Source organism: Pseudomonas sp. GL-B-26 (assembly GCF_019947405.1).
In the GTDB taxonomy this organism is placed as follows: domain Bacteria; phylum Pseudomonadota; class Gammaproteobacteria; order Pseudomonadales; family Pseudomonadaceae; genus Aquipseudomonas.
Genome location: NZ_JAGYGJ010000010.1, coordinates 34,057 through 59,147 on the forward strand (window position 1 = coordinate 34,057; position 25,091 = coordinate 59,147).

Below are 25,091 nucleotides of genomic sequence, written 5' to 3' on the forward strand. Positions count from 1 at the left end.
CGAGCATGGCCGGGATTGTTGACCCACATCAAGATCCAGCCCCCTGAGTAGCGGCACAATACTGGCACCTTGCCGAAACTGTTTCCGCTATCAGAGAAGACCTCCATGGGTGCCTGGCTTAGCAATATCTCGCTGAAATATAAATTCTGGGCGGTCAACGCCGTCGCCTTCGTCACCACTTTGCTGCTGGTGTTGTACGCCGTACAACTCGAACAACAGGCCCGCAGCCATGCTTATCAGGCATCGGCACAAGCCCAGGCGCGACTGCTCAACGCCTGGCCCGCCGGGCAACCGCTCCCCAAAGCCGAAAACGTGCTGACGTTCAGTCGCGGGCAAGCACCGTTGCTGAACGGGCAGCCGGTACTGGAACTGGCCGATACCAACGGCTGGGTCGGAATCAATGCCACGCCGCTGTTCGGCAACAACCCGTTGATGGGCGCTGAAGTGTTTACGCGCACGGATGGCAATCAGGTCGCGGTAATTGCCCATGGCCCGAGCCTGGCCCAGGTCTTTCGCGAGCGCTTCCCCAACTATGCCGTGGCGGTGGCGATCCTGATGCTGGCGATGCTCGGCGCTTCGCAGTTGTTGATCCGCTTCCTGCTCAGCCAGCTCAATACGCTGAAGGACGTGATGCTCCACGTCGAGAAAACCGGTGACCTGTCGGCCCGTGTGCCGCTGGCCTGCACTGACGAAGTCGGGCAGATGGCCAATGCCTTCAACGCCATGCAGGCCGGTTACCAGCGGGTGGTCAACACCGTCGCCAGCACCGCCCGGCAACTGGATGTCGGCGCGGCGCGGCTGGCGTCGAGCATGAACGAGGTGCGTCACGGCATGCTCGGCCAGCAAAGCGAAACCGATCAGGCCGCCACGGCGATCAACGAAATGACCGCCACGGTTTATCACATTGCCCAGCACGCCGGCGCCACCCGCGATCTCTCGCAAACCGCCGACACCCTGGCCGGCAGCGGGCAGGAAGTGGTCAGTCGGGTGCAGAAGTCGATTGCCGGCCTGTCCAGCGGGGTGCAGCAGACTGCCGAGATGATTCAGCGTCTGGCTGAGGACAGTCAGAAGATCAATGGCGTGGTCAGTGTGATTCATAGCATCGCCGAGCAGACCAATCTGCTGGCGCTGAACGCAGCGATTGAAGCGGCCCGAGCCGGTGAAATGGGGCGCGGTTTTGCGGTGGTCGCCGATGAAGTGCGCAACCTGGCCAAGCGTGTCCAGATCTCCACTGACGAGATCACGATCATGGTTTCGGCGTTGCAGGCCGGGACTCGGGACGCGGTGGATTTCATGCAGGAAAGTTCGTTCAAGGCCGACGATTGCGTGCAGCAGGCTCAGGAGGCCGGCGCAGCCTTGGCGGAAATCACCAGCGCCGTGGCACAGATGCGTGAAAGCAACACGCAGATCGCGGTGGCGGCCGAGCAGCAGAGCCACGTGGCGGAAGAGATGAATCGGGCGGTGGTGAGCATTCGGGATGTGACCGAGAACACTGTGCAGCAGACCGTGGATTCAGCGACCACCAGCCATGAACTGGCGGCGTTGGCGGGAGAATTGAGCAAGGCTATCGGTCAGCTCAAACTGTAAGGCCCCCATCGCGAGCCTGCTCGCGATGGCGTCAGCTCAATCAACATCAATTCCAAACATGACACCTATCACTCCGATAGCCAGCCTTGATTCGCCGACTGGTTTGCCCCGGCCTATTCTTTGTTCAAGAGCCTCAACGAACCAAGGATTACCATCATGGGCAAACGTCATCCCAACCTTCCCGCCTGGCAATGGCGAGCGTACCCGAACAATCACCAGCACCCGACCAATCTGGTGCTGCACCTGATTGCCGTGCCGCTGTTCATCGTGGCGTTTCTGCTGATTGTCTCGGGAGTGTTCAGTCTGAGTTTCGCGAATGTCGCGATTGGCGTCATCGGCCTGTTCGCCGCACTCGGCCTGCAACGCCACGGTCACAGCCTGGAGGTGCAAGCCTCCGAGCCGTTCAGCGATCGCAAAGATGCCGTGTCGCGCTTGCTGGTCGAGCAGTTTCTGACCTTCCCTCGGTTCTTCCTGAGCGGCGGCTGGTGGCGCGCCTGGCGTGAGCGCCACCGTCGTCACTGATCAGGCGAAAATCGTCACCGTCTGCCGGCTCATGGCAATCAACTGACCGTCTGCGTTCCACAATTTCGCGGCGGCATGACCGTAGCCGTCAGCGGCATGTTCGGTCTCAACCAGGTATTTGCACCAGTCCAGCGTGCTCAGTTCAAGCAACGGCTGGACGAATTCAACGGTCCAGGTCAGCGTGCTGCCCATCGCCGGTTTATTCAGGTGCGGCATCAGGGCCGGTGGCCAGGCGTCGACCAGCGCCAAAATATGCGCTTCGCTGACCGCTTCTTCCTTCACGTCCCCACGCAAGCGCACCCAGCCGCCCATCTCGCGGGATTTGTTGCCCGTGAACGGCAGACCGCCAACACTCCAGCGCATCGCCAGATGCTGCATGAACTCCGGGAGTACGCCTTTGATGAACGGCAGTTCCTGACAATCGTCCCAGTGCTTCATCTCGGGCGCCGGTTCGGCGATCACCGCCACTTCCGACGGTCGCGAGGCGCCGAAGCTGCCCTGGACCAACGTCACCACCTGGCCCTTCTGCATCGCCCGACCCAGCACCTGGCTGACAGCCTTCCCTTCGCGCAACACATCGACTTCAAAACTGACCGGCACTTCAGGCTCGACCGGGCCGACAAAGGTGATCGCCAACGAGCGCACCGGACGATCCGCCGGGACCTTCGCGCGCATGGCTTCGTACTGCAAGGCGGCCACCAGGCCACCGAAACTGGCACGCCCCTGAGCCCATTTGGCCGGAATAGACAGCTCCAGCGGCTGGCGGCGGACAGCGTCGAGCAGATCGGAAAAGCGCATGGAAACCTCGGTGCGGGAAAAGGATGAAGGGATCTTAACCAGCCTGCGGGGGCGACACAGCGCTTATACCGGCCAAAAGCACTGACAGATGAGCCGCACTCGATACGAACACTCATTCAATGTTCAACACCGATCAAATGTGGGAGCGGGCTTGCTCGCGAAAGCGGTCTGACAATCAACATTTACGTTGAATGTTAGGCCCCCTTCGCGAGCAAGCCCGCTCCCACATTTGATCGGTGGTGGTATCAGGATTTGAAACAGGCAGCGCTGAATTTGTCGAGGACCCGGTCGGCGCGGCCTTCGGCTTTGGCCATGGCAGTTTTCCAGGCCGCGACGCAGGGCTGCAAATCGGTTTCCTTCTCAGCTATGGCCAGCCATTGCAAGCAGTCGTGCCAATCGCCCAAGGCACCTTGCGCGGACTTCAAGCGCGGCATCGCGGCTTTCGGCAGTCGATCCAGTTCGGGATAGGCTTCGATGCCATAGCGCACGCGCTTGATCAGCAGGCGCAAACGGTGGCGATCATGCGCCGGATCGTGCAGGGCCTGATCGAGTTTCTTCCATTGTTTGGCCAAACGTTTTTCGATGCGCGGGCATAAGCCCTTGAGCAAGCCCTGACGCTGGGAGGCCCGCAGAAAACGCGGAAAGGCGTCGAGGATCATCAGCAACTGCGCCACTTCAGGACTCGTCGCGACCGCCGGGTAAGCCTCGGACATCTGTGCCATGCGCCGATGGGCCGCCTCGGGTTGATCATGCTCAAGCAGGTACGCCGCCAGCACCTCGCGATCGCGCAACGGCGTGGTCAGGTCGCCGACCCGGGACGCCGCCGCTTCCAGCTGTTCGACTCCGGGCAAGCCGCGCAATGGCCGCAGCAGACTGCGCAAACGGCGAACCGTGGTGCGCAGATCGTGCAGCGCTTCAGGGTCGGTGCGCGCACTCAAGCGTGCCTGACAGGCCAGCAAACGGACTTCCAGGCCCAGTACATGAGCCACCAACCGGTTAATCATGGGGTTTTACTCCGTAAACAGCTGCAAGCCGCCAGCCGAAATCCGGGGCGACCGATTTATTGCTTGCAGCTTAGAGCTTAGAGCTGCTTTCAGCGCCCCGCGCGCGATTCACGAATATAAAAACGCGCCTTCTCGGCCTTCTTGGCGCAGCCTTCGAACGCTTCGAATTGCTGCTGGGTCTTGGCGCCGGTCAGCAACGACAGGGCCTTGGAATAGCTGACAGTTCCGGCAAAACCTTCGGCCTTGGCCAGATCCAGTTCACGCCACGCGGCATCGATCCCGTTGCCGCAGCTGTCACGGTAAGCGGTTTTGCCGGCGCAACCGGCGAGTGCCAGGGCAATCAAAGGCACACAGATCCAGGCTTTCATTATTCACACCTCAAAGATAGGTAAACAGTCGTGCAGTTAAGACGGTCTGGCGCGTGAAAAGTGCCTTGGTCCCGCCGCGGAAACTCAAGTGCTCGCGAGAATACCCATCTGCCGCCAAAGAGTATCGAAAAAACGACGCCCTCGCCTCGCGGAGCGACCTTAGCGATTGAAGCGCGCCCCTCGATGGGTGCATTGTTGAACCTTGTCAGACGAGGGCGATTCATGAAAAAGCGTGTCGCGCTGGTGCTGGGCTCAGGTGGGGCCCGGGGCTACGCCCATATCGGGGTCATTGAAGAGATCGAACGGCGTGGCTACGACATCGCCTGCATCGCCGGTTGTTCCATGGGCGCGGTCGTTGGCGGGATCTATGCTGCCGGTAAACTCGACGAATATCGCAACTGGATCGAAAGCCTCGATTACCTCGATGTCTTGCGCCTGGTGGACGTCAGTTTTCGTCTGGGCGCGATTCGCGGGGAGAAGGTTTTCGGGCAGATCCGCAAGATCGTCGGCGAGATCAATATTGAAGACTTGCGCATCCCCTACACGGCGGTGGCCACCGACCTGACCAACCAGCAGGAAATCTGGTTTCAGGAAGGCTGCCTGCACCAGGCCATGCGCGCCTCGGCAGCGATTCCCAGCCTGTTCACCCCGGTGATGCAGGGCAACCGCATGCTGGTGGACGGCGGCATCCTCAACCCTTTACCAATCGTGCCGGTGGTGTCGAGTCATTGCGACCTGATCATCGCGGTCAACCTCAACTCCACCAACCAGCGCCACTATCAACTGCCGGTGATCCAGCGCCCGGCGGCATTCAAGACCCGTTTCGACAGCCTGATCAACTCGCTCGGTTCAAAATTGCCCTTCCGCCGCAAACAGGCGGAACAATTGTTGCTGCTGGAAAAGGAAGCGTTGATGGCGGAAGCGGCCGAGATCAACCCGTGGATCGAATCCGCCGAACCCGAAGCCCAGCAACCGGCGGCCGCCCCCGAACGCGCCGGCGCGCCGAAGTCCGCCACCGGCTCGTTCATCATCGACAACGTTGGGCCGGCATCTTTGCTGGACCTGATCAACCAGAGTTTCGAGGTGATGCAAACCTCATTGGCGCAGTACAAGATCGCCGGTTATCCGCCGGATATTTTGATCAACGTGCCGAAACGTGTGTGCCGGTTTTTCGAGTTTTACAAGGCACCGGAACTGATCGCGCTAGGGCGGGAGATTGCGCGGGATACGCTGGATCGGTATGAGAATGAGCGGGATTCCTGAACTTCTCGAGTGAATGATAAGGCCCCTTCGCGAGCCTGCTCGCGATGGGGCCGGATCATTCAATACAAAACTAAAGACTGTCCTCACTCAACAACCGATACCCGACTCCCGCCTCGGTGACGATAAACCGCGGCTGAGTCGGGTCATCAGCCAGTTTCTGGCGCAGGTGCCCGACCACAATCCGTAGGTAGTGAGTGTCCTCGGTATGAGTCGGCCCCCAAATATCCTTGAGTAATTGCTGCTGGGTGATGACCCGCCCCGGATGCCGCGCCAGTTGCGCCAGTACCGCGTATTCCTTGCGGGTCAGCGCGACTTCGGTGCCGTCGAGCAACACCCGGCGATACGCCAGATCGACGGTCAACGGGCCGAACGTCAGCGCCGCTTGTTGAGCTTCTCCCGCCGGAGCCTGACGCAACAACGCACGCACCCGCGCAAGAAATTCCTGAATGCCAAACGGCTTGGTTACGTAGTCGTTGGCGCCGTTGTCGAGCGCTTCGACTTTCTGCCCTTCACTGGCGCGCACCGAGAGCACCAGCACCGGCACTGTCGACCACTCGCGAAACTCGCGCAGCACTTGCTGGCCGTCCATGTCCGGCAGGCCGAGGTCGAGTACCAGCAGGTCCGGTTTATTCAGTGCAGCCTGGGCCAGGCCCTCGCTGCCGGTGCCGGCCTCCAGCACTTTGTAGCCCTGGGAGACGAGGCTGATGCGCAGAAATTTACGGATCTGCGGTTCGTCATCGATGACCAAAATGGTCGCGGTCTGGCTCATGAATTCACATCAACACAAAGAAGTGGCAGGAGAGTAGCGCAAGCAGGATCAGGCTTCACTTTCGGCTCTTAATTTTCAAAGGCCGGCTGAGCCTGCAACGGCAGGTGCAAGGTGATGCAGGTGCCGCGCCCTTCGATGCCATCGGCGACGCTGATCCGCCCGCCGTGAGCACCGACCATGCCCTGACAGATCGCCAGGCCCAGCCCGGTGCCTTGCCCGCCACGATCACCGCGCGCGGCGGTGTAGAACATGTCGAAAATCTTCGCCCGCTCTTCCTGCGGAATCCCCGGTCCTTCATCACTCACCGAAAAAAACAGCTCGCTGTCATCGGCCCCGGCGCGCAGTTGCAGACGGCCATGAGACGGTGAAAAGCGCGCGGCGTTTTCCAGCACGTTGACCAGCGCCTGTTCGATCAGCGCGGCGTGGACGTAAAGCAGCGGCAACTGCGGCGGCACTTCGGTGGTCACTTGCAACGGCGCCAGCACCGCCCGCAGACGATTGAGCGAACTGCCGACGATATCGGCCGGCGATACCCAGTCCCGCGCCAGCTTCAGGGCGCCATGCCCGAGGCGGGTCATGTCCAGCAGGTTCTGGATGTAGCGATCGAGGCGCTCGGCTTCATCGCGAGTGCCTTCAAGCAGTTCGCGGCGATCCTCCAGCGGGATCGCCTCACCGAGGGCCAACAGGCTGTCGATGCTACCGCGCATGGAGGTCAGCGGTGTGCGCAAATCATGGGACACCGAGGCCAGCAAGGCACTGCGCAGTTGCTCGGTTTCGCCGTGCAGCCGAGCGGCTTCCAGGTCTTCGGCCAATTGCGCCCGGGCCAGCGCCTGGGCCAGCGGCTGGCTCAGCGCGGTCAACAAACGCCGACGCTGACCGCTCAAGGTCTGGCCCTCTTTGGCACACACACCGAGCAATGCCAGCGGCCCGTCTTCCACCGACAACGGCCACCACCACCAACGCCCGAACGGCAGCGTGCCGGTGCCCGCGCCGGCCGGTTGATCGTGTTGCCAGGCCCAATCGGCGGCAGCGCGCTCGGCTTCGGAAAATTCCAGCGGGCCACCGGTTTCGACTTTCCAGCCGCCCTGCCCGTCTCGATTGAGCAGGCAGAGTTGCAGATCACTCCAGCCATCGAGGTGCTGGGCCGCTGCGCTGACCACCGCCTGGCGGTCGGTGGCGGCCGTGAGTTTGCGCGACAGGTCGAGCAGTTCGGTGGTCTCTTCCTGAGTGTCGCGAAGCGCCTGCAATTGGCGCCGTTGTCGGGCCGCGAGGTTACCGGTCAGCGCCGCCATCAGCAGGAAGAACAGCAAGGTCAGCACGTCTTCTTCGCGCTGGATGCGGAAGGAAAAATTCGGCGGGATGAACAGAAAGTCATAGGTCAGAAACGACAGCGCCGCACAGGCCAGCGCCGGGCCGAGGCTGCTGCGCACCGCCACCAGCAACACCGCGGCGAGGAACACCAGCGAGATATTGGGCAGCGGCAAGACACTTGCCACCGCCCAGGCCAACGCACTGGCGAGCACCGTCGCCACCAGCGCCAGCGCGTAGTCGAACCACAGCAGTGCCTGCGCCGAACGCTGACGCGGCTGATACTGTTCGTGATCGCTGTCGAGGACGTTGATTTCCAGCCCGCGCGCATCGCGCAACAAACGTGACGCCAGACCGCCGCCGAACAACCGCCGACGCAAACGCTGCCGGGACTGACCGACCAACACCAGACTCGCGCGGCGTTCGGCGGCGTGCTGAATCAGGGTTTTCGCCACCTCACCGGCGCGCAGCAGCACCACTTCGCCGCCGAGGCGTTCGGCCAATTGCTGAGCACTTTGCAGACGCAAGCGCGACTGCTCGTCGCGCACACTGCCGTTGTCCACATGCACCAGGCTCCACGGCAAATGCCGACGCTGGGCGACGCGACTGGCGTGACGCACCAGCCGCTCAGCCTGTGCATCGCCATCGACGCCAACCAACAGGCGACCGCGCACCGCCGGCGCCGCTTGGCCGAGTTGGCGATAGCCCTGGGCCAAATCATCATCGACCTGAGCCGCGGCGGTTTGCATCGCCAGTTCCCGCAGCGCCGTGAGGTTGGTCTGGGTGAAAAAGGCGTCGATCGCCGCCCTCGCCTGCTCCGGCACGTAGACCTTGCCATCGCGCAGACGCTCGAGCAGCTCGCGCGGCGGCAGGTCGATCAGCAGCAGTTCGTAGGCTTCTTGCAGCACCCAGTCCGGCAGGGTTTCGCGGACCTGCACACCCGTGATGCCACGCACTTTGTCGTTAAGACTTTCCAGGTGCTGGACGTTGACCGTGGTGAACACGTCGATGCCTGCAGCGAGCAGTTCCTGAATGTCTTGCCAGCGTTTGGTGTGACGACTGCCGGGCGCGTTGCTGTGGGCCAGTTCGTCCACCAGCACCAGTTTCGGTTTGGCGGCGAGCAGGCCGTCGAGGTCCATTTCTTCGAGCATCACGCCACGGTATTCCGAGCGCACCAACGGCTGCTGCGGCAAGCCGCCGAGCAGCGCTTCGGTCTCGGCGCGACCGTGGGTTTCGACCACGCCGGCAATGACTTTCACACCCTGGCGCAATTGGGTGTGGGCCGCTTGCAGCATGGCGTAGGTCTTGCCGACACCGGGTGCGGCGCCGAGAAAAACCTTGAGCCGGCCACGGCCGTCGCGGGGCAGGTCTGCTAACAGCGCGTCGGCGCGGCCGGAGTCACTCATGTTCGGGGGTCTCTTTTTTCAGATGTTGATGTGGTGTCTGTGAGGCCGTCTTCGCGAGCAAGCCCGCTCCCACATTTGATCGCATTCCAATGTGGGAGCGGCGGTGCGACGATTCGACTTGCTCGCGAATGGCCCCACCGCAGATCTACAGGTTTTCCAGCGCGATGTTCAACGCCAATACATTCACCACCGGCGGGCCAACGAGTGGCTGCTCGATGTGCGCATCCATCAATTGTTGCAGGGTCGCCACCGGCAGATTGCGCGCCGCGGCAACACGCGCCAGTTGATAGGCAATCGCGGCCGGTGGCAAGTGTGGATCGAGACCGCTGCCCGAGGTGGTAACCATCGCCAAGGGCACTGGCCCCTGTCCCGGCACCAGCAGTTTGTTGGCATCGTCGATCACCCGAGTGGCCAGGGCCGGGTTGCTCGGCGAAAGGTTGCTGGCACTGCTCGACACAGTGGCAAATGCGCCGGCGGATGGCCGTGGATGGAACCAGGCGTCGCCGACGAAATCCTGGGCAATCAGTGAGGAACCGCGGACCTTGCCATCGGCGTCGTGTATGAGGCTGCCATTGGCCTGGTCCGGGAATGCGACTTGGGCGACACCGGTGACCACCAGTGGATAGGCGACGCCGGTGATCAGGGTCATCAGGACGAGCAGGCTCAGGGCCGGGCGTATCATTGTGGACATTTCAAAATCCTCGAAATTGGAGAAGTAGTGGGGTGTCAGGGAAATCCACCCCTCACCCCAGCCCTCTCCACATAGGGGAGAGGGGGAAAGGGAGCAGATCTTCAAGCTTTTGAAGACCTGAGTTCGACTCAATATTTCAGGTCGATGTAGCTCCAAGAACACCTCGGTCAGTCCCCTCTCCCCCCGGGAGAGGGTTAGGGTGAGGGGGTCGATTTCAGCCTCAAACCAAATGCAACGCCGTCAACAGCATGTCGATCGCCTTGATCCCCACAAACGGCACCACAATCCCGCCCAATCCATAGATCAGCAGATTGCGTCGCAGCAACGCCGCCGCACTGGCCGCCTGCACGCGCACGCCGCGCAATGCCAATGGAATCAGCACCACGATGATCAAGGCGTTGAACACGATCGCCGAGAGAATCGCGCTCTGCGGACTGCTCAGGTGCATGACGTTCAGCACGCCCAGTTGCGGATAGATCGAGGCGAACAACGCCGGCAAAATCGCAAAGTACTTGGCCACGTCGTTGGCGATGGAAAACGTCGTCAGCGCACCGCGGGTCACCAGCAATTCCTTGCCGATCTGCACCACGTCCAGCAGTTTGGTTGGATCGCTGTCGAGGTCGACCATGTTCGCCGCCTCGCGTGCCGCTTGCGTCCCGTCGTTCATCGCCATGCCCACGTCCGCCTGGGCCAGGGCCGGAGCGTCGTTGGCGCCGTCGCCGCACATGGCGACCAGGCGCCCGTCGTTCTGCTCGTGGCGAATACGCGCCAGTTTTTTCTCTGGAGTCGCTTCAGCCAGCACGTCATCGACACCCGCCTCGGCCGCAATCGCCGCAGCGGTCAGCGGGTTGTCGCCGGTCACCATGACGGTGCGGATGCCCAGTTTGCGCAACTCGGCGAATCGCTCGCGAATACCGGGTTTGACCACGTCCTTGAGGTGAATCGCGCCGAGCAATTTACCGTCGGCACAGACCAGCAACGGCGTGCCTCCGCTCTGGGCGATCTTGTCGATTTCCCGGGACAGCGGCGCGGCCAGATCGGCACGTTTCAGGCCAACGAAGGCCAGCAACGAATCCACCGCGCCTTTGCGATAAACACGGCCCCTATAGTCGACGCCAGACAGACGCGTCTCGGCGCTGAACGGTACGGCGGTGAGCAACTCGGTGGCCGGCTCAGGTTGCGGCTGAGTGCCGCGCAGGTACTCGACGATGGATTTACCTTCAGCCGTGTCATCGGCCAGCGAGGCGAACAATGCGCCCTCGGCGAGTTCCTTGGCGGTGACGCCAGGTGCCGCGTATACCGCAGTGCAACGACGGTTACCGAAGGTGATGGTGCCGGTCTTGTCCAGCAGCAAGACGTGTACGTCCCCCGCCGCTTCCACCGCACGACCGGATTTGGCGATCACATTCAGGCGCACCAGACGGTCCATCCCGGCGATACCGATGGCCGACAACAAACCGCCAATGGTGGTCGGAATCAGCGTGACCAATAACGCCACCAGGAACACCAGCGGCAGGCTGCCGTTGGCGAAGTGGGCGAACGGTTGCAAGGTGACGACCACCAGCAGGAAGATCAGGGTCAAGCCGATCAGCAGGATGTCGAGCGCCACTTCATTCGGGGTTTTCTGGCGTTTGGCACCTTCGACCAAAGCGATCATGCGATCGAGTGTCGACTCACCCGGGTTGGCGGTGATGCGCACCAACAGCCAGTCGGACACCAAGCGAGTATTGCCGGTGACGGCAGAACGGTCGCCGCCGGATTCGCGAATCACCGGCGCGGACTCACCGGTAATCGCCGCTTCGTTGACCGCTGCGATACCTTCGACTACCTCGCCGTCACCGGGGATCATTTCCCCCGCCTCAACGCGGACCACATCGCCCTTGCGCAGGCTGGTGGCCGGCACCACTTGAAAGGCGCCGGTGCTGGTTTTGCGCCGAGCACTCAGGCCTTCGCTACCGGCCTTGAGGCTGTCGGCGCGGGCCTTGCCGCGACCTTCGGCCAGTGCTTCGGCGAAGTTGGCAAACAGCACGGTGAACCACAACCACAAGGCGATTTGCGCGGCGACAAAAGTCGGCACGCTGCTGTCGGGAATGAAGCACAGCACGGTGGTCAGGATCGCGGTCAGTTCGACCACCAGCATCACTGGCGCACGTTGCAATTGCCGAGGATCGAGCTTGACGAAGGCTTGCACCAGCGCCGGACGCCAGAGGGCCGAGATCGCGGTTTTCGGTTGTTCCGGCGCCTTGACGGCGGCGGCTTTAGTTGCGGGCATATTCATCATTGATTCCTCAGAAGCCCAAGCTCAAATGTTCAGCAATAGGACCCAGCGCCAATGTCGGCAGGAAGGTCAAACCACCCACCAGCAAAATGGTCACGGTCAGCAAGGTCACGAACAGCGGGCCATGGGTCGGGAAGCTGTTCTGGCCGATCGGGGCGGTTTTCTTCATCGCCAGGCTGCCGGCCAGGGCCAGAACCGGAAGGATGTAACCGAAGCGACCGATCAACATGCCAAGGCCCAGCATCAGGTTGTGGAACGCGGTGTTCGCCCCAAATCCAGCAAACGCCGAACCGTTGTTGGCACTGGCCGAGGTGTAGGCATAAAGCAACTGACTGAAACCGTGAGGACCGGGGTTGCTCACCGCCGCGACCGGGCCCGGCAGGCTCGCGGCAATCGCGCCGAGCACCAGCACACCGACCGGCATGACCAGCAAGGTCACCACCAGCAACTGGACTTCCTTCGCCTGCAGTTTCTTGCCGAGGTATTCCGGGGTGCGGCCGATCATCAGCCCGGCGAGGAACACCGCGATCAACACGTTCAGCAACATGCCGTAGAGCCCGGCACCGACGCCGCCGAAGATCACTTCGCCGACCATCATGTTGACCATCGCGACCATGCCGCTCAGCGGGTTGAGGCTGTCGTGCATGCCGTTGACCGAACCGTTGGACGCCGCGGTGGTGGTCACCGACCACAGCACCGTGGCGGTCGTGCCGAAGCGTGCTTCCTTGCCTTCCAGCGGCGCAGTCTGTTCGACGGCGACATTGTTCAGGGTCGGGTTCGGCTGGTATTCAGCCCACAGCGACGTCGCGCCGCCGATCAGGAACAGCGCCAGCATGCAGGCGATGATCGCGCGGCTCTGACGCAGGTCTTTCACGTAGTGGCCGAAGGTGAACACCAGCGCCACCGGGATCAGAATGATCGAGCCGACCTCAAACAGGTTGCTCCACGCCGTCGGGTTCTCGAACGGGTGCGCCGAGTTGACGCCGAAAAAGCCACCGCCGTTGGTGCCCAGTTGCTTGATCGCAATCTGGCTGGCGGCCGGGCCGAGCGGAATCACCTGATCGACGCCTTGCATCGTCACCGCATTCACGTACTGAGCGAATGTTTGCGGCACGCCCTGCCAGACCAGATACAACGCCAGCAGCAGGCACAGCGGCAGCAAGCCGTAGAGGGTGGCGCGGGTCATGTCGACCCAGAAGTTGCCGAGGGTTTTACTCGACTTGCGACCGATACCGCGACACAGGGCAACCAGCACAGCGAGGCCGGTGGCGGCGCTGACGAAGTTCTGCACGGTGAGGCCGACCATCTGACTCAGGTAGCTCAAGGTCGCTTCGCCGCTGTAGGACTGCCAGTTGGTATTGGTCATGAAGCTGACGGCAGTATTGAACGCTTGCGTCCACTCCTGGCCCGGCAAGTTTTGCGGATTCAGCGGCAGGTGATCCTGAAACAGCAAGATCGCGAACAACAGCAAAAAGCCCGCGAGGTTGAAGGCGAGCAAGGCCAGGGTGTATTTCTGCCAGCTCTGTTCGGCCTGCGGATCAACGCCGGCCACCCGATAACACCCGCGTTCCACCGGTCCGAGAATCGGCGAAAGCCAAGTGCGCTGACCTTCCATCACCTTGTAGTAGAAGCGCCCCAGAAACGGTGCCGGAATCAGCACCAGGGCGAAGAAGGCGAGGATCAGCCAATAGTCATAACTGTGCATAGCCGCTCCTAGTTCCGGTCCGCGCGCAACAGCGCAACCAACAGATAAATGAACAGCCCCACTGCCAGTAGCAGTGACACCCCGTCCAGAACGCTCATGGAAGTTCTCCGTGTTACGGCGTATTGCCGCGTGTGGAGCCATTGTCGGCAGGGAGGCTGTAAAGGAACGAGATCGAGGGTGTTGGCTGGGCATAAAGAAAGCGTAAAGAGTCGATTTATGCCGGCGTTACAGCGGGCTTTGCCGGTGTGTCAGGGATAACCGCCCCTCACCCTAGCCCTCCCGAAACGTCGGACCGCCCAGAGGTAGAGGGGACTGACCGAGGTGTTCTTGGATTTACATCGACCTGAAATACCGAGTCGAACTCAAGTGTCGATTCGCGATCGCGAGCGAATCAGGTTTCGAAAGCGATGAAGATCGGCTCCCTTTCCCCCTCTCCCCATTGGGGAGAGGGCTGGGGTGAGGGGTGGCTTTCAAACCCGACAACTATTCAAAGCCTGCCCGCGATAGCGGCACAACAGACAACAACGCCCTCAACTGACGCACAAAAAATGCACATCCAGCACCGAACATCCCCGATACGACGCCTTTCTGCACTTTACGACCGCCATCACAACACTGGCACGCCCACTGCAAACGCCCTCCTCCGAGCTTTCCAAACCGTTCAGGGAGCAACGCATGAACACACAACTCAAACCCACGCTGGGCACGCTGCACCTGTGGGGCATTGCGGTCGGGCTGGTGATTTCCGGTGAATACTTTGGCTGGAGCTACGGCTGGGGCGTGGCTGGCACACTCGGTTTTCTGGTGACGTCCTTTATGGTCGCCACGATGTACACCTGCTTCATCTTCAGTTTCACCGAGCTGACCACCGCGATTCCTCACGCTGGTGGTCCCTTTGCCTACAGCCGCCGCGCCTTTGGCGAGAAAGGCGGATTGATCGCGGGGCTGGCGACACTGATTGAATTTGTCTTTGCCCCGCCGGCCATCGCTCTGGCGATCGGTGCGTATCTGAACGTGCAATTTCCAGCGCTTGATCCGAAACACGCAGCGGTCGGTGCCTACATCGTGTTCATGGGCCTGAACATTCTCGGGGTGAAACTGGCGGCGACCTTCGAACTGGTGGTCTGCGTACTCGCAGTGGCCGAACTGCTGGTGTTCATGGGCGTGGTCGCTCCGGCGTTCAGCTTCAGCAATTTCGCGCTGAACGGCTGGGCCGGTTCCGATGTGTTCGGCGCGCCGGCGATTGCCGGGATGTTCGCGGCGATCCCGTTCGCGATCTGGTTTTTCCTGGCCATCGAAGGCGCCGCCATGGCCGCCGAAGAAGCCAAGGATCCGAAACGCACCATTCCGAAGGCCTACATCAGCGGCATTCTGACGTTGGTATTGCTGGCGATGGGTGTGATGTTCTTTGCCGGCGGCGTCGGTGACTGGCGCACCCTGTCGAACATCAACGACCCGCTGCCGCAAGCGATGAAAACCGTGGTGGGCGAAAGTTCGGGCTGGCTGCACATGCTGGTGTGGATCGGCCTGTTCGGCCTGGTGGCGAGTTTCCACGGAATCATCCTCGGCTACTCGCGGCAGTTCTTCGCCCTCGCCCGCGCCGGTTACCTACCGGCGTCCCTGGCCAAATTGTCACGTTTCCAGACTCCGCACAGAGCAATCATCGCTGGCGGCGTGATCGGTATCGCCGCGATTTACAGTGATGGTTTGATCAACCTGGGCGGCATGACGCTGACGGCGGCGATGATCACAATGGCAGTATTCGGGGCGATCGTGATGTACATCATGAGCATGCTCAGCCTGTTCAAACTGCGCAAAACCGAACCGAATCTGGAACGCACCTTTCGCGCGCCGTGCTATCCATTGGTGCCGTTCATTGCGCTGGTGCTGGCGGTGGTCTGCCTGGTGGCGATGGCCTGGTTCAACACGCTGATCGGGTTGATCTTCCTGGGCTTCATGGCGGTGGGGTTCGTGTATTTCATGCTCACGGCGCAATTGCGTGCCGATGCGCCGGCGGACGCGATGCTGACTGGCTTATAAAGACACGATCCGCGTAGGAGCTGCCGAAGGCTGCGATCTTTAGCGATCGTAATGACGCCAAAATCAAAAGATCGCAGCCTTCGGTAGCTCCTACGAGGAATGTGTAAGACGTAACAGGCATAGAATGGAACCACTGCGAAAATTAATCGCTCAAAGTGGTATGCACGATCGGTTGGCAAAACCCGCCAATCGGCCTGCCCTCAAGGAGAGCCCTATGCCCTGGTATGCCTGGTTGATTCTGATCGTTGCAATCGGCTCGATCGTTGGTGGTTTGATGATGTTGCGTGACACCGCCAACAAGGTCGAACTGACCGAAGAGCAACGCAAACGCGTCGCTGAACGCAACGCGGAAGCGGACGCCAAGGATGCGCAGGACCGCTAGTTCAAAAGATCAAAAGATCGCAGCCTTCGGCAGCTCCTACGGGGGTCGGAGGCTGCGATTTTTCGATTTATTTTTCCCAATCGGCCTTGGCGATGTGCAGGCCGTGCAGCCCTTTGTATGCAGCGCGTTCCGGCTGGCTCCAGCCCTCAAGCAACGAATCCTCCAAACGATAAATCTCTACCCCGAGCGGGCGACAAACGCTCAGCGGATCCTGCGCATCCGGCCCCCACATGGCCAGTGACAGATCACCTCCCGGGCAGGTCGAGAGCGCACACAGCAGATCGATTTCGGCAAAGAATTCCAGGTAATCGCCCTTCTGCGCCGGACAGGCTTTCATGAAGTACATGTCGTCGTGGTTCAGGCCCGTGCACTGGAAAATATTCAGCACGTCATGCACGTCAAACTCGGTCAGCCCGTGAGGCAGCACCGCACGGGTCAGGTTCGAGTGGCAGTGATGATGGAAATCTTCACCGGTGAGCATTTTGTTCACATAAGGATCGCAGCGGGTGCCGAGCAAATCATGCAAGCGACCGCCATGTTCGTCGATGCCGTAACCGGCCAGGCTGTCATCGGTGATGGTCACCAGCGGCCGCAAAAAAGGCAGGTTCGACCAGAGCCGGTCATGGGTGCTGACGTGTGCGCCCTGTAACTGCCGGGTCCGTGCCGCCCACAAACGCTCCCGGGGATCGTTGGCATTCCAGACGTTGAAATCCCCGACTTGCGGCCCGACCGGCGTGGTCACGCGAAACACATGCCCGGCCGGCACTTTCCAGGCACGACCGGTGCGGATCGGCACCTCGAATTCTTCGATCAGCGTGCGCCCGTCCTTCTTGTCGCGAATCCGTTCGTAGAAGGCTTTGTCCACCTGCAAGGCTGAGCCTTTGCTGACTTGATAGGCCGCCGGATAGTCTTTGTACATGGCACGAATCCTCGATCAGTGATGGGAAACTGGGGTAAGCATTTGCAACAGGAGGTGTTCGGAATCGTCGAGATAAAGGCTCATGGCGTCCTCGGCCGCTCGTTTGTCGCCCTCGGCCAACAACTCATGGATCTGCCGGTCGCGCGCCAGCCAGGGCGCCTGAAAACGAGACTCATCGGGAGCGGTGCAGAACACCAGGCGCAATTGCGCGACGACGTTGGTGAAGAACTCATCGAACAACGGACTGCGCAGCAATCCGACGATGTGTTGATGAAAAGCCAGGCTGTGGGTGCCGACAGCGCGCCAGTCTTCGCGCTCCCGGGCAAGCTCGGTGGCTTCCAGGGCTTCGAGCATCCGGTCGGATTGATAGTCGCGCAGCGGCTGACTCGCGCTGATGGCCTGCAACTCCAGGGTGCGCCTGACCTTGAACAGATCCCGCACGTCCTCGACGCCCAGCCTGCGCACCATCACGCCCTTGTTGCGCACATAACGGGTCAGGCCTTCCTGTCCCAGGCGATGCAGCGCTTCGCGAATGGTATTGCGGGATGCGTTGTAGGCAGACACCAGATCGTTTTCCACCAACGCCATGCCGGGCAGCAAACGGCCGCCAATGATGTCGGCGCGCAATTCAAGTGTGATGTGGTCGGCCAGGGACAGTCCGCTGTTCATACTCATTGCCTCGTGATTGTTCAACAATCGTCAGTTAATGAGTAATCACTATTCGTGCCAGTTCATTCTAGACAGCAGGACGGCGTTGGACTCATCTGCATGCTTTTTAGAAGTAGAAGTACAATCACCATCCCATTTTCATTGGTTAATATGGCGCATTGTTGCGGAGATACCCGATGCGTTACTCGCAGGACCATAAAGCCCAGACCCACCAACGCATCATCAAGGAAGCGTCAGCGCGCTTTCGCCGCGATGGCATTGGCGCGACAGGTCTGCAACCGCTGATGAAAGCACTGGGCTTGACTCACGGCGGTTTCTACTCGCATTTCAAGTCCAAGGACGAACTGGTGGAAAAGGCTTTGCAAGCCGCGGGCGAGCAGGTCGATGTGATTTGCGCCGAGCTTTTCGCTCAAGATCGTCCGCTGGAAGCGTTCATCGACGCCTATTTGTCCGAATGGCACCAGACTTCACCCGATGAAGGTTGCCCATTGCCGACCATGTCATCGGAACTCGGCCTGCGCGGGCAGCAAAGCCCGACCACTGATGTGGTGCTCAACGCACGGCTCGAACAAGTGCAAGGCACTCTTGAAGACGAGGACGCCGCCGACCAAAGCATCGTCATCATGTCGACACTGGTCGGGGCTTTACTGCTGTCACGCAGTGTCGAGAATCCCGACCTGGCGCAGCAGATTCTCGACGTGACTCGCGCCTATCTCAAACAGCCCCGGGACTAACCCTCCCAACGCTTGAACAGCACGCTGGCATTCACGCCACCAAACCCGAAGCCGTTGGACAACGCGTATTCGATGGCCATCGGCCGCGCTTTACCGTGGACGATGTCCACGCCTTGGGCGGCGGGGTCCGGGTTGTCGAAGTTGAGGGTGGCCGGCACGACCTGATCGCGAATTGCCAACAGCGTGAAGATCGCCTCGATACCGCCCGCCGCGCCGAGCAAATGCCCGGTGGCGGATTTGGTCGACGTCACGGCGATTTTGTTATCCGTGCCGAACAACGCCTTGATGGCTGCCAACTCTCCCAAGTCCCCGACCGGGGTCGAGGTTGCGTGAGCGTTGAGATGCTGCACCTGCGCCGGCGAAATGCCCGCTTGAGCCAACGCCAGCGACATCGCCCGTCGCGCACCGCTGCCATCCTCGGGACCTGCCGTCAGGTGATAGGCGTCGGCACTGGTGCCGTAACCGACCAATTCTGCCAACGGTTGAGCACCACGGGCCAGGGCATGTTCCAGGGATTCGATCACCAGAAGGCCAGCGCCCTCCCCCATGACGAAGCCATCCCGGTCACTGTCGAACGGCCGCGAGGCACGTTCCGGGGTGTCGTTGTAACCGCTGGACAACGCGCGAGCAGCAGCAAACCCGGCGAGACTGACGCGATCGATCGCCGCTTCCGCGCCGCCACATACTGCAATGTCTGCCTCGCCACAACGAATCAACCGCGCCGCATCACCAATCGCCTGCACCCCGGCCGCGCAAGCTGTCACCGGCGCACCCAATGGCCCCTTGAAACCGTGCTGGATCGACACATGACCCGCGGCGAGGTTGACCAGAAATGAAGGAATAGTGAATGGCGACAAACGTCGCGGCCCACGGCTGTCCGTGGTGCGCACCGCATCGGCAATCGCACCGAAACCACCCACGCCGGAACCGATAATGGTTGCCGTACGCTCCTGGGCATTGGCGTCCGCCGCTTGCCAACCAGCCTGCTCCAGCGCCTGACGCGCCGCTTCCATGGCGAACATAATGAAGCGGTCCATCTTCTTCTGCTCTTTAGGCGCCGTCGCCCGGTCCGGGTCAAACCCCGCCTCGGGATCCTCAGACAGCGTCGGCACAGCGCCCCCGACCTTCGCCGGCAAATCGGCAACCACCTCGTCCGGCAAATTGCGCAACCCGGAACGCCCGGCCAACAGACGCGACCAAACGGCTTCGACGCCAGAACCCAATGGCGACACCAGGCCCATGCCCGTTACAACTACTCGACGATCACTCATACCGCAAATACCTCAAGCCGATTGATGACGCCTCACGTGTAACGCGCGGCAGCCTTACTTTTGGAAAGATTCGGCGCCAATACATGACGCGCCGCAACGAAGGCATCCCAGTCGGCCGCATCCGGCAACGAAGGAATGGTGATCAACTCACCCTGGTCCAGACCCGACAACGCGGCATCGACCATCTCCCCGGCGTCCATAACCATATCCTCCGGAATCTGGGTAGCATCGATACCGGAGCGCTCGAAGATTTCGGTGCGTGTTACACCTGGCAACACCGCCTGCACCTTGATCCCGGTGCCCTCCAGCTCGGCGTTCAACGACTGCGTCAGACTTAACACATAGGCCTTGCTGGCGCTGTAAGTTGCGTTGAAGCGCTCGGGAAACAACGCCACCACTGACGCAATATTGATGATCGTCCCCCGACCCGCCTTGGCAAAACTGGCGGCCGCTGCCGAGGCCAGTCGCGTGACCGTCGTAACATTTAATTGAATCAAGCGTTCCAGCTGATCCATGTCTGCATTGGCCAACAAACCATCCGTTGCAACACCGGCGTTGTTCAGTAACAGGCTGATACTCGAATCGCTGCGAAGACGCTGCTCAAGCTTCAGCACCTCATCCTTCTGCGTCAGATCCGCCTTGAGCACCTCGACCTGAACGCCATGCTCGGCGCGCAACTGGGTAGCCGCCGCTTCCAGCCGCTCTTGATCACGGGCAACCAATAACAAATCAAAACCACGCGCCGCCAACCGCTGCGCGTAAATTGCACCGATACCGGAAGAAGCACCGGTGACGAGGGCCGTACCTTGGGACTGGACAGAATTCATGACTGTGCTCCTGGGAGACGCCTAAAGGAAAGACAAGCGCCTGAGGCTCGGATGCCTTGGCGGAAAAGTCTTTTATTATAGGCATAATCTTATTCGCATATGATAGACGTAATTTTTCTCATCACGACGAAAGGCACACCATCACAGCATTCGCCAGATAGCAAAAAGGCCGATCAATGACCGGCCCCTGGCGCTGACGTATAAGCTTAGTTCACCTCAAGCTTCTCGCGATTCTTATCCAGAATGGCTTTACCGATCCCCTTCACTTCGAGTAACTCGTCCACCGACGCAAACGGCCCATTACCCTCACGATAAGCAACAATCGCCTTGGCCTTAGCCTCGCCCACACCGGACAACTCGCGCTGAAGGGTTGGCGCATCGGCCTGATTCAGATCGACCTTGCCGGACTGCGCCTTGGGAGAAACCTCCAGCACCAGGGGTGCATTGCCAGCCTCAGGCTTGGCCGTCGGCGCAGCAATGGCAGCAATAGAGGCGCTGGTGAGCAGGGCAAAAACCAGAGAGTAGAAATAGCCAGTACGCATAAATGACGCTCCATGACATCAATTGGGAAAGCAGCTTTTCCGAAGCTGCCTCCCAAACTTAGGCGATGTCTGGAGCCTGTCAAAAATGTGTCCGTTACAGGATGTGAAATCATCAGGGTTTGAGGAGACGTTGCTGGTAGATACAGTCGAAGGGCCGCATGGCACGCTCGACCGTATTGCTATCAACCGGTAATCCGGGACAACTCCCGGCCGAACTTCTTCATGATATTCCAGCCCGGCAGAGAGACGCACCTGAATGCAAGAGTCAGGCGGAGTAATTGGCAACACTCGTCAGAGTGTCGCCTACGTGTAGAATGGCGTCCATTATTTCCCCTCATAGCCAAGTGGAGCTATGCACCATGCTATTTTCAAAGCGCCTACTTTCTCCCCGTCGCTCGGGCATCACGATCGTCAGCGGATGTGATCGAATCAGATTTAAGTCATTCGTGAACCACAAGCTTTTTGCAGATGTCAATGGAGCGAATTACGTATGGTCGTTTATGCTTCGGCGAGAAGGTATGAACCCGTATCTCAGGAAAATCGAGATCATCCAGGCAGCTCTCGGTGCGGACGAGTGGGTCTTCTGGCTTGATGATGATGCCTACTTTACGGACTTCTCCTGGAGACTCATTCCATATGTTGAGCGTTTCGCGAAGTTCGATCTCGTTATATGCAAGAGTCCCGTTAATCAAGGCGCATGGACATTTATTTCATCGGGACAATTTTTCTTAAAATCTACACGTCGCTCAGCTCAGTTCCTGGATGCAGTGCGCAATGTAAAGTTAGACGATGTGAAGAAGTGGTGGGACCAAGAGAAATACGGAATGTATACAAATGGCGACCAGGATGCGATGGTTTATGTATTAAGCACGGACAGTCGCTTCCGCGAAGGAGATTTTTTTACCCGGCTTGAATATACCGAGTTCAATAGCCGAGAGTTTCATTATCGCGACGCGCCGAACGAACATCGTCTTCTGCATCTAGCCTCAAGCATCAAGACAAAGGAGCAGTTACTCTCTGAATTTAGAGATCGCTTCGAATTAAACGAATTTTTAATTCCTCCAGAGCATCTTGAAGGGATTGACATTACCAGCTATTCAAATTTAAACCTAGCATTGCCCGGATAGAATATAAATCTTGACTATTAAGGTGTCACTGGCCTAATGAAATATATTCGCGAACTCGAAGGCTTACGCGGAGTTATGGCGTTGTGGGTGGTTTTGGGGCATGTGCTTGCTGCACTGCCCCCGCTTTTTGGCTCATTCCCCAACAACTTGTATAACTCATATCCCGTGCAGGTATTCATCATACTTAGTGGCTTCGTGATTTTCTCGATGCTTGATCGCGGCCCCCAATCATACCCGCGCTATATAATAGGGCGGGCGTTTCGCATATTACCGGTATACTGGGTGGCATTGCTTATTTCAATAGCCTCGTTGCCTATAGCCACGGAAATCTTGCATGCGTCGCCACATGGAGTTGCAACAGACGGACGAATTCAGATTATTGAAATTGCTCAAAGCAATCTGTTTTTTCACGTCTTGGCCCATATACCACTTCTACAAGGAGTTTTGCCGACATCCGTCTTGCCCTATGCTTCCCTTACACTCGTCGGACAAGCATGGAGCCTTACCGTAGAGTGGCAGTTTTATTTAGTCGCGCCGCTGCTGTTTCTGATGCTCACATCCCTTGGGCGGGTTTCGGCGCGTATCGCAGTTATCTCGATTGCAGCAGTATGCTGGATTGTCAGCCCTTACATGGAAAGCGGATTCCTCGGGAATAACTTACCCATGTTCTGCGCAGGTTTCCTCAGCTATTTTGCGTTCAAGAACTTTTTACAAAAACTATCACAACAAGAGTTAATATCCGTTGCCGTATTATCTATCGCGTTTACATTGGTTTTTCTTCGCGAATTTTCGGCACCATTAATAATCTGGATCATTACGTTCCTCAGCATTGTCTCGGCCAAGTTTTCCGGAAGCAGCAACGTGATCGGTTCAATATTATCAACAAGAATCGTTACGTACCTTGGGCGAATAAGCTACCCGCTTTACATGATACATATGCAAGTTCTATTCGCATCCATGTGGCTGAGTAACACACTGGAATTGTCCGAAAGTGCCCGCATCGTAGCCATTCCCGTGATAGGGGTGGTGGCATCAATCGCGGCAGCAGATATCCTTCATAGAGTTGTTGAAGTGCCCTTCCATGAACTTGGACGGCGCATTTCCACTAATCCACTGACGCGTAGAAATGCGCTTGATGCAGCATAAACGCGGAAGGCCTTCAATAGATCTTCGGAAGTCTACAGGCTTGGGTCGAGATAGACTTTTCGACTATTGCGTCGGGACGCATCATGAGGTGCTGGCTCCGGAAAGAAATCGGGAGTACAGCATCGCGGATCAGTTAAGTGCTTTGAATGTGGGGTTCATGGAGCGCTTACGGTTCTCCAGCCTGGTGAAGAAACTGATCCATAAACCGGGCATTATGAAACCCTGGGGATTTTAGGATCGTCAGGCGTCTGCGCTGTCGCAGCAGCCCCTGTAGCTCTTCATAGGTGACCTGAGTGACTGTTACATCATAAATACATACACTTGCTCAAGCCCCTGAATTGAGCTTCTCACCCACAACAGGATTGAACGCCGAATCGGCATCACCACCATTCGATACAGGCCTGACTTTATTTTTTGGCTTGAATTTGAGAACCCTTTTCTCTATCAAATGCCAAGAGCCGTATCCCAAAACCAGAGTAATGACCACTGTAACAATAAGGTAGGTTGAATAGGCAATGCCGGGGAATTTGAGCAAAACAAACTGCTGAACCGGAAAAGCATAGATATAAACACCGTAAGAGCAGTCACCCACTTTATTAACCAAGCTTCCCAACCAACTTCTGGAAAGTCCGTATGCCAAGACGACATACGGTAACGTAAGCCATAGCAGGGGCTTCGAAATCGATGAATACGGTGCCAGAAGAAGGGTTATCATCACCATGACAGTTACGCCGGAAAGACTGAACCACCGTTCGAGCCCCCACTTCGCATAACATGCCCCAATCATGAAATAGATGCCTATCAACGGAATGTTTCTTACATCAGTATCGTAAACCACCAGCAAAGGCGCATCTCGCCAGCACCAAAAAACCACAATCAGCGCAAACAATACTGTGGTAACTGTGTATACAAGACGACCGCCTTTGAATAGAAACCCAAGCGCCACGACTACCAAATACATAAAAAACTCGATAGGCAAACTCCATAGAGAACCATTGATCACATTGGCAACTCTGGCGTGCTCCAGCACGCCCGGCAAATAGAATACTGGACTTAAAATTATATTCTTTAAGTACATAATAAATGCCAGATTCAAGAAATACTGTTTGACTGTCAAAGTGGAAAAAATGGGACCAAGCAAAAACGAAGTTACTACGACAACAACAATCAGGGCTGGAAATATTCGCAGCGATCGCTTAACTAAAAAACTAATGACCGAAGGATCAAAACTCCAACTTTTTGCAATCAAGTAACCACTAACGATAAAAAATATCGCAATCCCGAGCCCGCCGTAGGAATCAAGACCAATAAAGATCTCCGGGGAATTACCGTAAATATCGAATGAATGAGCATATAGCACCATCAGCGCGGCAACCAACCGTAACAAGTTCAAGTTATTATCCTTGTGCAGCATGTATTTCCGCCCTGATTTTAATTAAAAGTAATAAGAAACTTCTATTCTTCCAACAGCTCGCGTAGGGCAATAGCCCGGCACTTCGTCAGGCCGGGACCGATGTCTTCGCTGCAGACCTGGATCACACGTATTCCCGTGCCGTCATTGGTGACGCTGTGAGGATCATACAACGCCACTTGGTCCTCTGCAGCTCAATCAGCCTATGCACCGTCCAACTTCGAGCTGTAGCGCTGGGTTGGCCATGCTTTTTTAGATCAGCGGTGCCGGACTGCCGGCGGTCGCTGGCACGCTTTGGCAGCCGTTTTTCGAAAGTCTACTGGC

At 58.6% G+C, this 25,091-nt stretch carries 23 protein-coding genes; 8 read left to right on the top strand and 15 right to left on the bottom strand.

Annotation, left to right across the window (positions count from 1 at the left end):
* Window positions 1-105: 105 nt before the first annotated feature.
* Both KGB23_RS08855 and KGB23_RS08860 read left to right on the top strand, forming a co-directional pair.
* A complete protein-coding gene (locus KGB23_RS08855; RefSeq protein WP_223430713.1) occupies window positions 106-1,587 on the top strand; it encodes a methyl-accepting chemotaxis protein in 1,482 nt (493 codons plus the stop codon).
* Between the two features lie 156 nt (window positions 1,588-1,743).
* Window positions 1,744-2,109, top strand: a complete 366-nt coding sequence (locus KGB23_RS08860) for a terminase (RefSeq protein WP_223430715.1) — start codon at window positions 1,744-1,746, stop codon at window positions 2,107-2,109.
* Here the strand turns inward: KGB23_RS08860 and KGB23_RS08865 are convergent, their stop codons facing one another.
* The 3 genes from KGB23_RS08865 to KGB23_RS08875 all read right to left on the bottom strand — a co-directional run bounded on the left by KGB23_RS08865 (window position 2,110) and on the right by KGB23_RS08875 (window position 4,279).
* Complete coding sequence (locus KGB23_RS08865) at window positions 2,110-2,907, bottom strand: acyl-CoA thioesterase (RefSeq protein WP_223430716.1); 798 nt, start codon at window positions 2,905-2,907, stop codon at window positions 2,110-2,112. It abuts the gene before it with no gap.
* A 245-nt stretch (window positions 2,908-3,152) separates the two neighbouring features.
* Entirely contained in the window at window positions 3,153-3,911 is a 759-nt protein-coding gene (locus KGB23_RS08870) for a CHAD domain-containing protein (RefSeq protein WP_223430717.1), read from the bottom strand.
* A gap of 89 nt (window positions 3,912-4,000) precedes the next feature.
* The gene (locus KGB23_RS08875; RefSeq protein WP_095130267.1) at window positions 4,001-4,279 is read right to left on the bottom strand and encodes a hypothetical protein; all 279 of its coding nucleotides are present in this window, start codon (window positions 4,277-4,279) and stop codon (window positions 4,001-4,003) included.
* A 222-nt stretch (window positions 4,280-4,501) separates the two neighbouring features.
* On the opposite strand from KGB23_RS08875, the gene KGB23_RS08880 reads away from it, so the two are divergent.
* Entirely contained in the window at window positions 4,502-5,542 is a 1,041-nt protein-coding gene (locus KGB23_RS08880; RefSeq protein WP_046047943.1) for a patatin-like phospholipase family protein, read from the top strand.
* 70 nt (window positions 5,543-5,612) lie between these two features.
* On the opposite strand, the gene KGB23_RS08885 is transcribed toward KGB23_RS08880, so the two are convergent.
* From KGB23_RS08885 to kdpF, 6 genes are all read right to left on the bottom strand, one after another.
* On the bottom strand, window positions 5,613-6,311 hold the full coding sequence (locus KGB23_RS08885) for a response regulator (protein ID WP_223430718.1): 699 nt from the start codon (window positions 6,309-6,311) through the stop codon (window positions 5,613-5,615).
* A gap of 68 nt (window positions 6,312-6,379) precedes the next feature.
* Window positions 6,380-9,025 carry a sensor histidine kinase gene (locus KGB23_RS08890; RefSeq protein ID WP_223430719.1) on the bottom strand — a complete coding sequence of 882 codons (2,646 nt, stop codon included), beginning with the start codon at window positions 9,023-9,025 and terminating at the stop codon, window positions 6,380-6,382.
* 145 nt (window positions 9,026-9,170) lie between these two features.
* Window positions 9,171-9,716 (bottom strand): potassium-transporting ATPase subunit KdpC, encoded by a 546-nt coding sequence (kdpC, locus tag KGB23_RS08895; protein WP_223430720.1) that lies wholly within the window; start codon window positions 9,714-9,716, stop codon window positions 9,171-9,173.
* Window positions 9,717-9,936: 220 nt separating this feature from the next.
* Window positions 9,937-11,994, bottom strand: coding sequence for a potassium-transporting ATPase subunit KdpB (gene kdpB, locus KGB23_RS08900; RefSeq protein WP_223430721.1), 2,058 nt, complete (start codon window positions 11,992-11,994; stop codon window positions 9,937-9,939).
* Between the two features lie 10 nt (window positions 11,995-12,004).
* Complete coding sequence (gene kdpA, locus KGB23_RS08905; RefSeq protein WP_223430722.1) at window positions 12,005-13,699, bottom strand: potassium-transporting ATPase subunit KdpA; 1,695 nt, start codon at window positions 13,697-13,699, stop codon at window positions 12,005-12,007.
* Between the two features lie 8 nt (window positions 13,700-13,707).
* Window positions 13,708-13,797 (bottom strand): K(+)-transporting ATPase subunit F, encoded by a 90-nt coding sequence (kdpF, locus tag KGB23_RS08910; RefSeq protein WP_007899818.1) that lies wholly within the window; start codon window positions 13,795-13,797, stop codon window positions 13,708-13,710.
* Window positions 13,798-14,374: 577 nt separating this feature from the next.
* Here kdpF and eat point away from each other — a divergent pair.
* The gene (gene eat, locus KGB23_RS08915; RefSeq protein ID WP_033055766.1) at window positions 14,375-15,739 is read left to right on the top strand and encodes an ethanolamine permease; all 1,365 of its coding nucleotides are present in this window, start codon (window positions 14,375-14,377) and stop codon (window positions 15,737-15,739) included.
* Between the two features lie 214 nt (window positions 15,740-15,953).
* Window positions 15,954-16,121: a DUF2897 family protein gene (locus tag KGB23_RS08920; protein ID WP_008006000.1), complete on the top strand. Its 168-nt coding sequence runs from the start codon at window positions 15,954-15,956 to the stop codon at window positions 16,119-16,121.
* A gap of 67 nt (window positions 16,122-16,188) precedes the next feature.
* Here KGB23_RS08920 and KGB23_RS08925 read toward each other — a convergent pair whose 3' ends face one another.
* On the bottom strand, window positions 16,189-17,040 hold the full coding sequence (locus tag KGB23_RS08925; protein ID WP_008148761.1) for an urea carboxylase-associated family protein: 852 nt from the start codon (window positions 17,038-17,040) through the stop codon (window positions 16,189-16,191).
* Window positions 17,041-17,055: 15 nt separating this feature from the next.
* Window positions 17,056-17,709, bottom strand: a complete 654-nt coding sequence (locus tag KGB23_RS08930; RefSeq protein ID WP_223430723.1) for a GntR family transcriptional regulator — start codon at window positions 17,707-17,709, stop codon at window positions 17,056-17,058.
* Between the two features lie 176 nt (window positions 17,710-17,885).
* Between KGB23_RS08930 and KGB23_RS08935 the strand changes: the two genes are divergently transcribed.
* Complete coding sequence (locus tag KGB23_RS08935) at window positions 17,886-18,443, top strand: TetR/AcrR family transcriptional regulator (protein ID WP_150655227.1); 558 nt, start codon at window positions 17,886-17,888, stop codon at window positions 18,441-18,443.
* On the opposite strand, the gene fabF is transcribed toward KGB23_RS08935, so the two are convergent.
* The 3 genes from fabF to KGB23_RS08950 all read right to left on the bottom strand — a co-directional run bounded on the left by fabF (window position 18,440) and on the right by KGB23_RS08950 (window position 21,083).
* Window positions 18,440-19,714 (bottom strand): beta-ketoacyl-ACP synthase II, encoded by a 1,275-nt coding sequence (fabF, locus tag KGB23_RS08940; protein WP_223430725.1) that lies wholly within the window; start codon window positions 19,712-19,714, stop codon window positions 18,440-18,442. The genes KGB23_RS08935 and fabF overlap by 4 nt on opposite strands.
* A 32-nt stretch (window positions 19,715-19,746) precedes the next feature.
* The gene (locus KGB23_RS08945; RefSeq protein WP_223430726.1) at window positions 19,747-20,541 is read right to left on the bottom strand and encodes an SDR family NAD(P)-dependent oxidoreductase; all 795 of its coding nucleotides are present in this window, start codon (window positions 20,539-20,541) and stop codon (window positions 19,747-19,749) included.
* A 206-nt stretch (window positions 20,542-20,747) separates the two neighbouring features.
* A complete protein-coding gene (locus tag KGB23_RS08950) occupies window positions 20,748-21,083 on the bottom strand; it encodes a ComEA family DNA-binding protein (RefSeq protein ID WP_150655224.1) in 336 nt (111 codons plus the stop codon).
* A 359-nt stretch (window positions 21,084-21,442) separates the two neighbouring features.
* Here KGB23_RS08950 and KGB23_RS08955 point away from each other — a divergent pair, with 359 nt between their 5' ends.
* Both KGB23_RS08955 and KGB23_RS08960 read left to right on the top strand, forming a co-directional pair.
* On the top strand, window positions 21,443-22,210 hold the full coding sequence (locus tag KGB23_RS08955) for a putative nucleotide-diphospho-sugar transferase (RefSeq protein WP_223430727.1): 768 nt from the start codon (window positions 21,443-21,445) through the stop codon (window positions 22,208-22,210).
* A gap of 36 nt (window positions 22,211-22,246) precedes the next feature.
* Window positions 22,247-23,356, top strand: a complete 1,110-nt coding sequence (locus KGB23_RS08960; RefSeq protein ID WP_223430728.1) for an acyltransferase family protein — start codon at window positions 22,247-22,249, stop codon at window positions 23,354-23,356.
* Window positions 23,357-23,681: 325 nt separating this feature from the next.
* Here the strand turns inward: KGB23_RS08960 and KGB23_RS08965 are convergent, their stop codons facing one another.
* Complete coding sequence (locus tag KGB23_RS08965; RefSeq protein WP_263288566.1) at window positions 23,682-24,749, bottom strand: acyltransferase family protein; 1,068 nt, start codon at window positions 24,747-24,749, stop codon at window positions 23,682-23,684.
* Window positions 24,750-25,091: the final 342 nt, after the last annotated feature.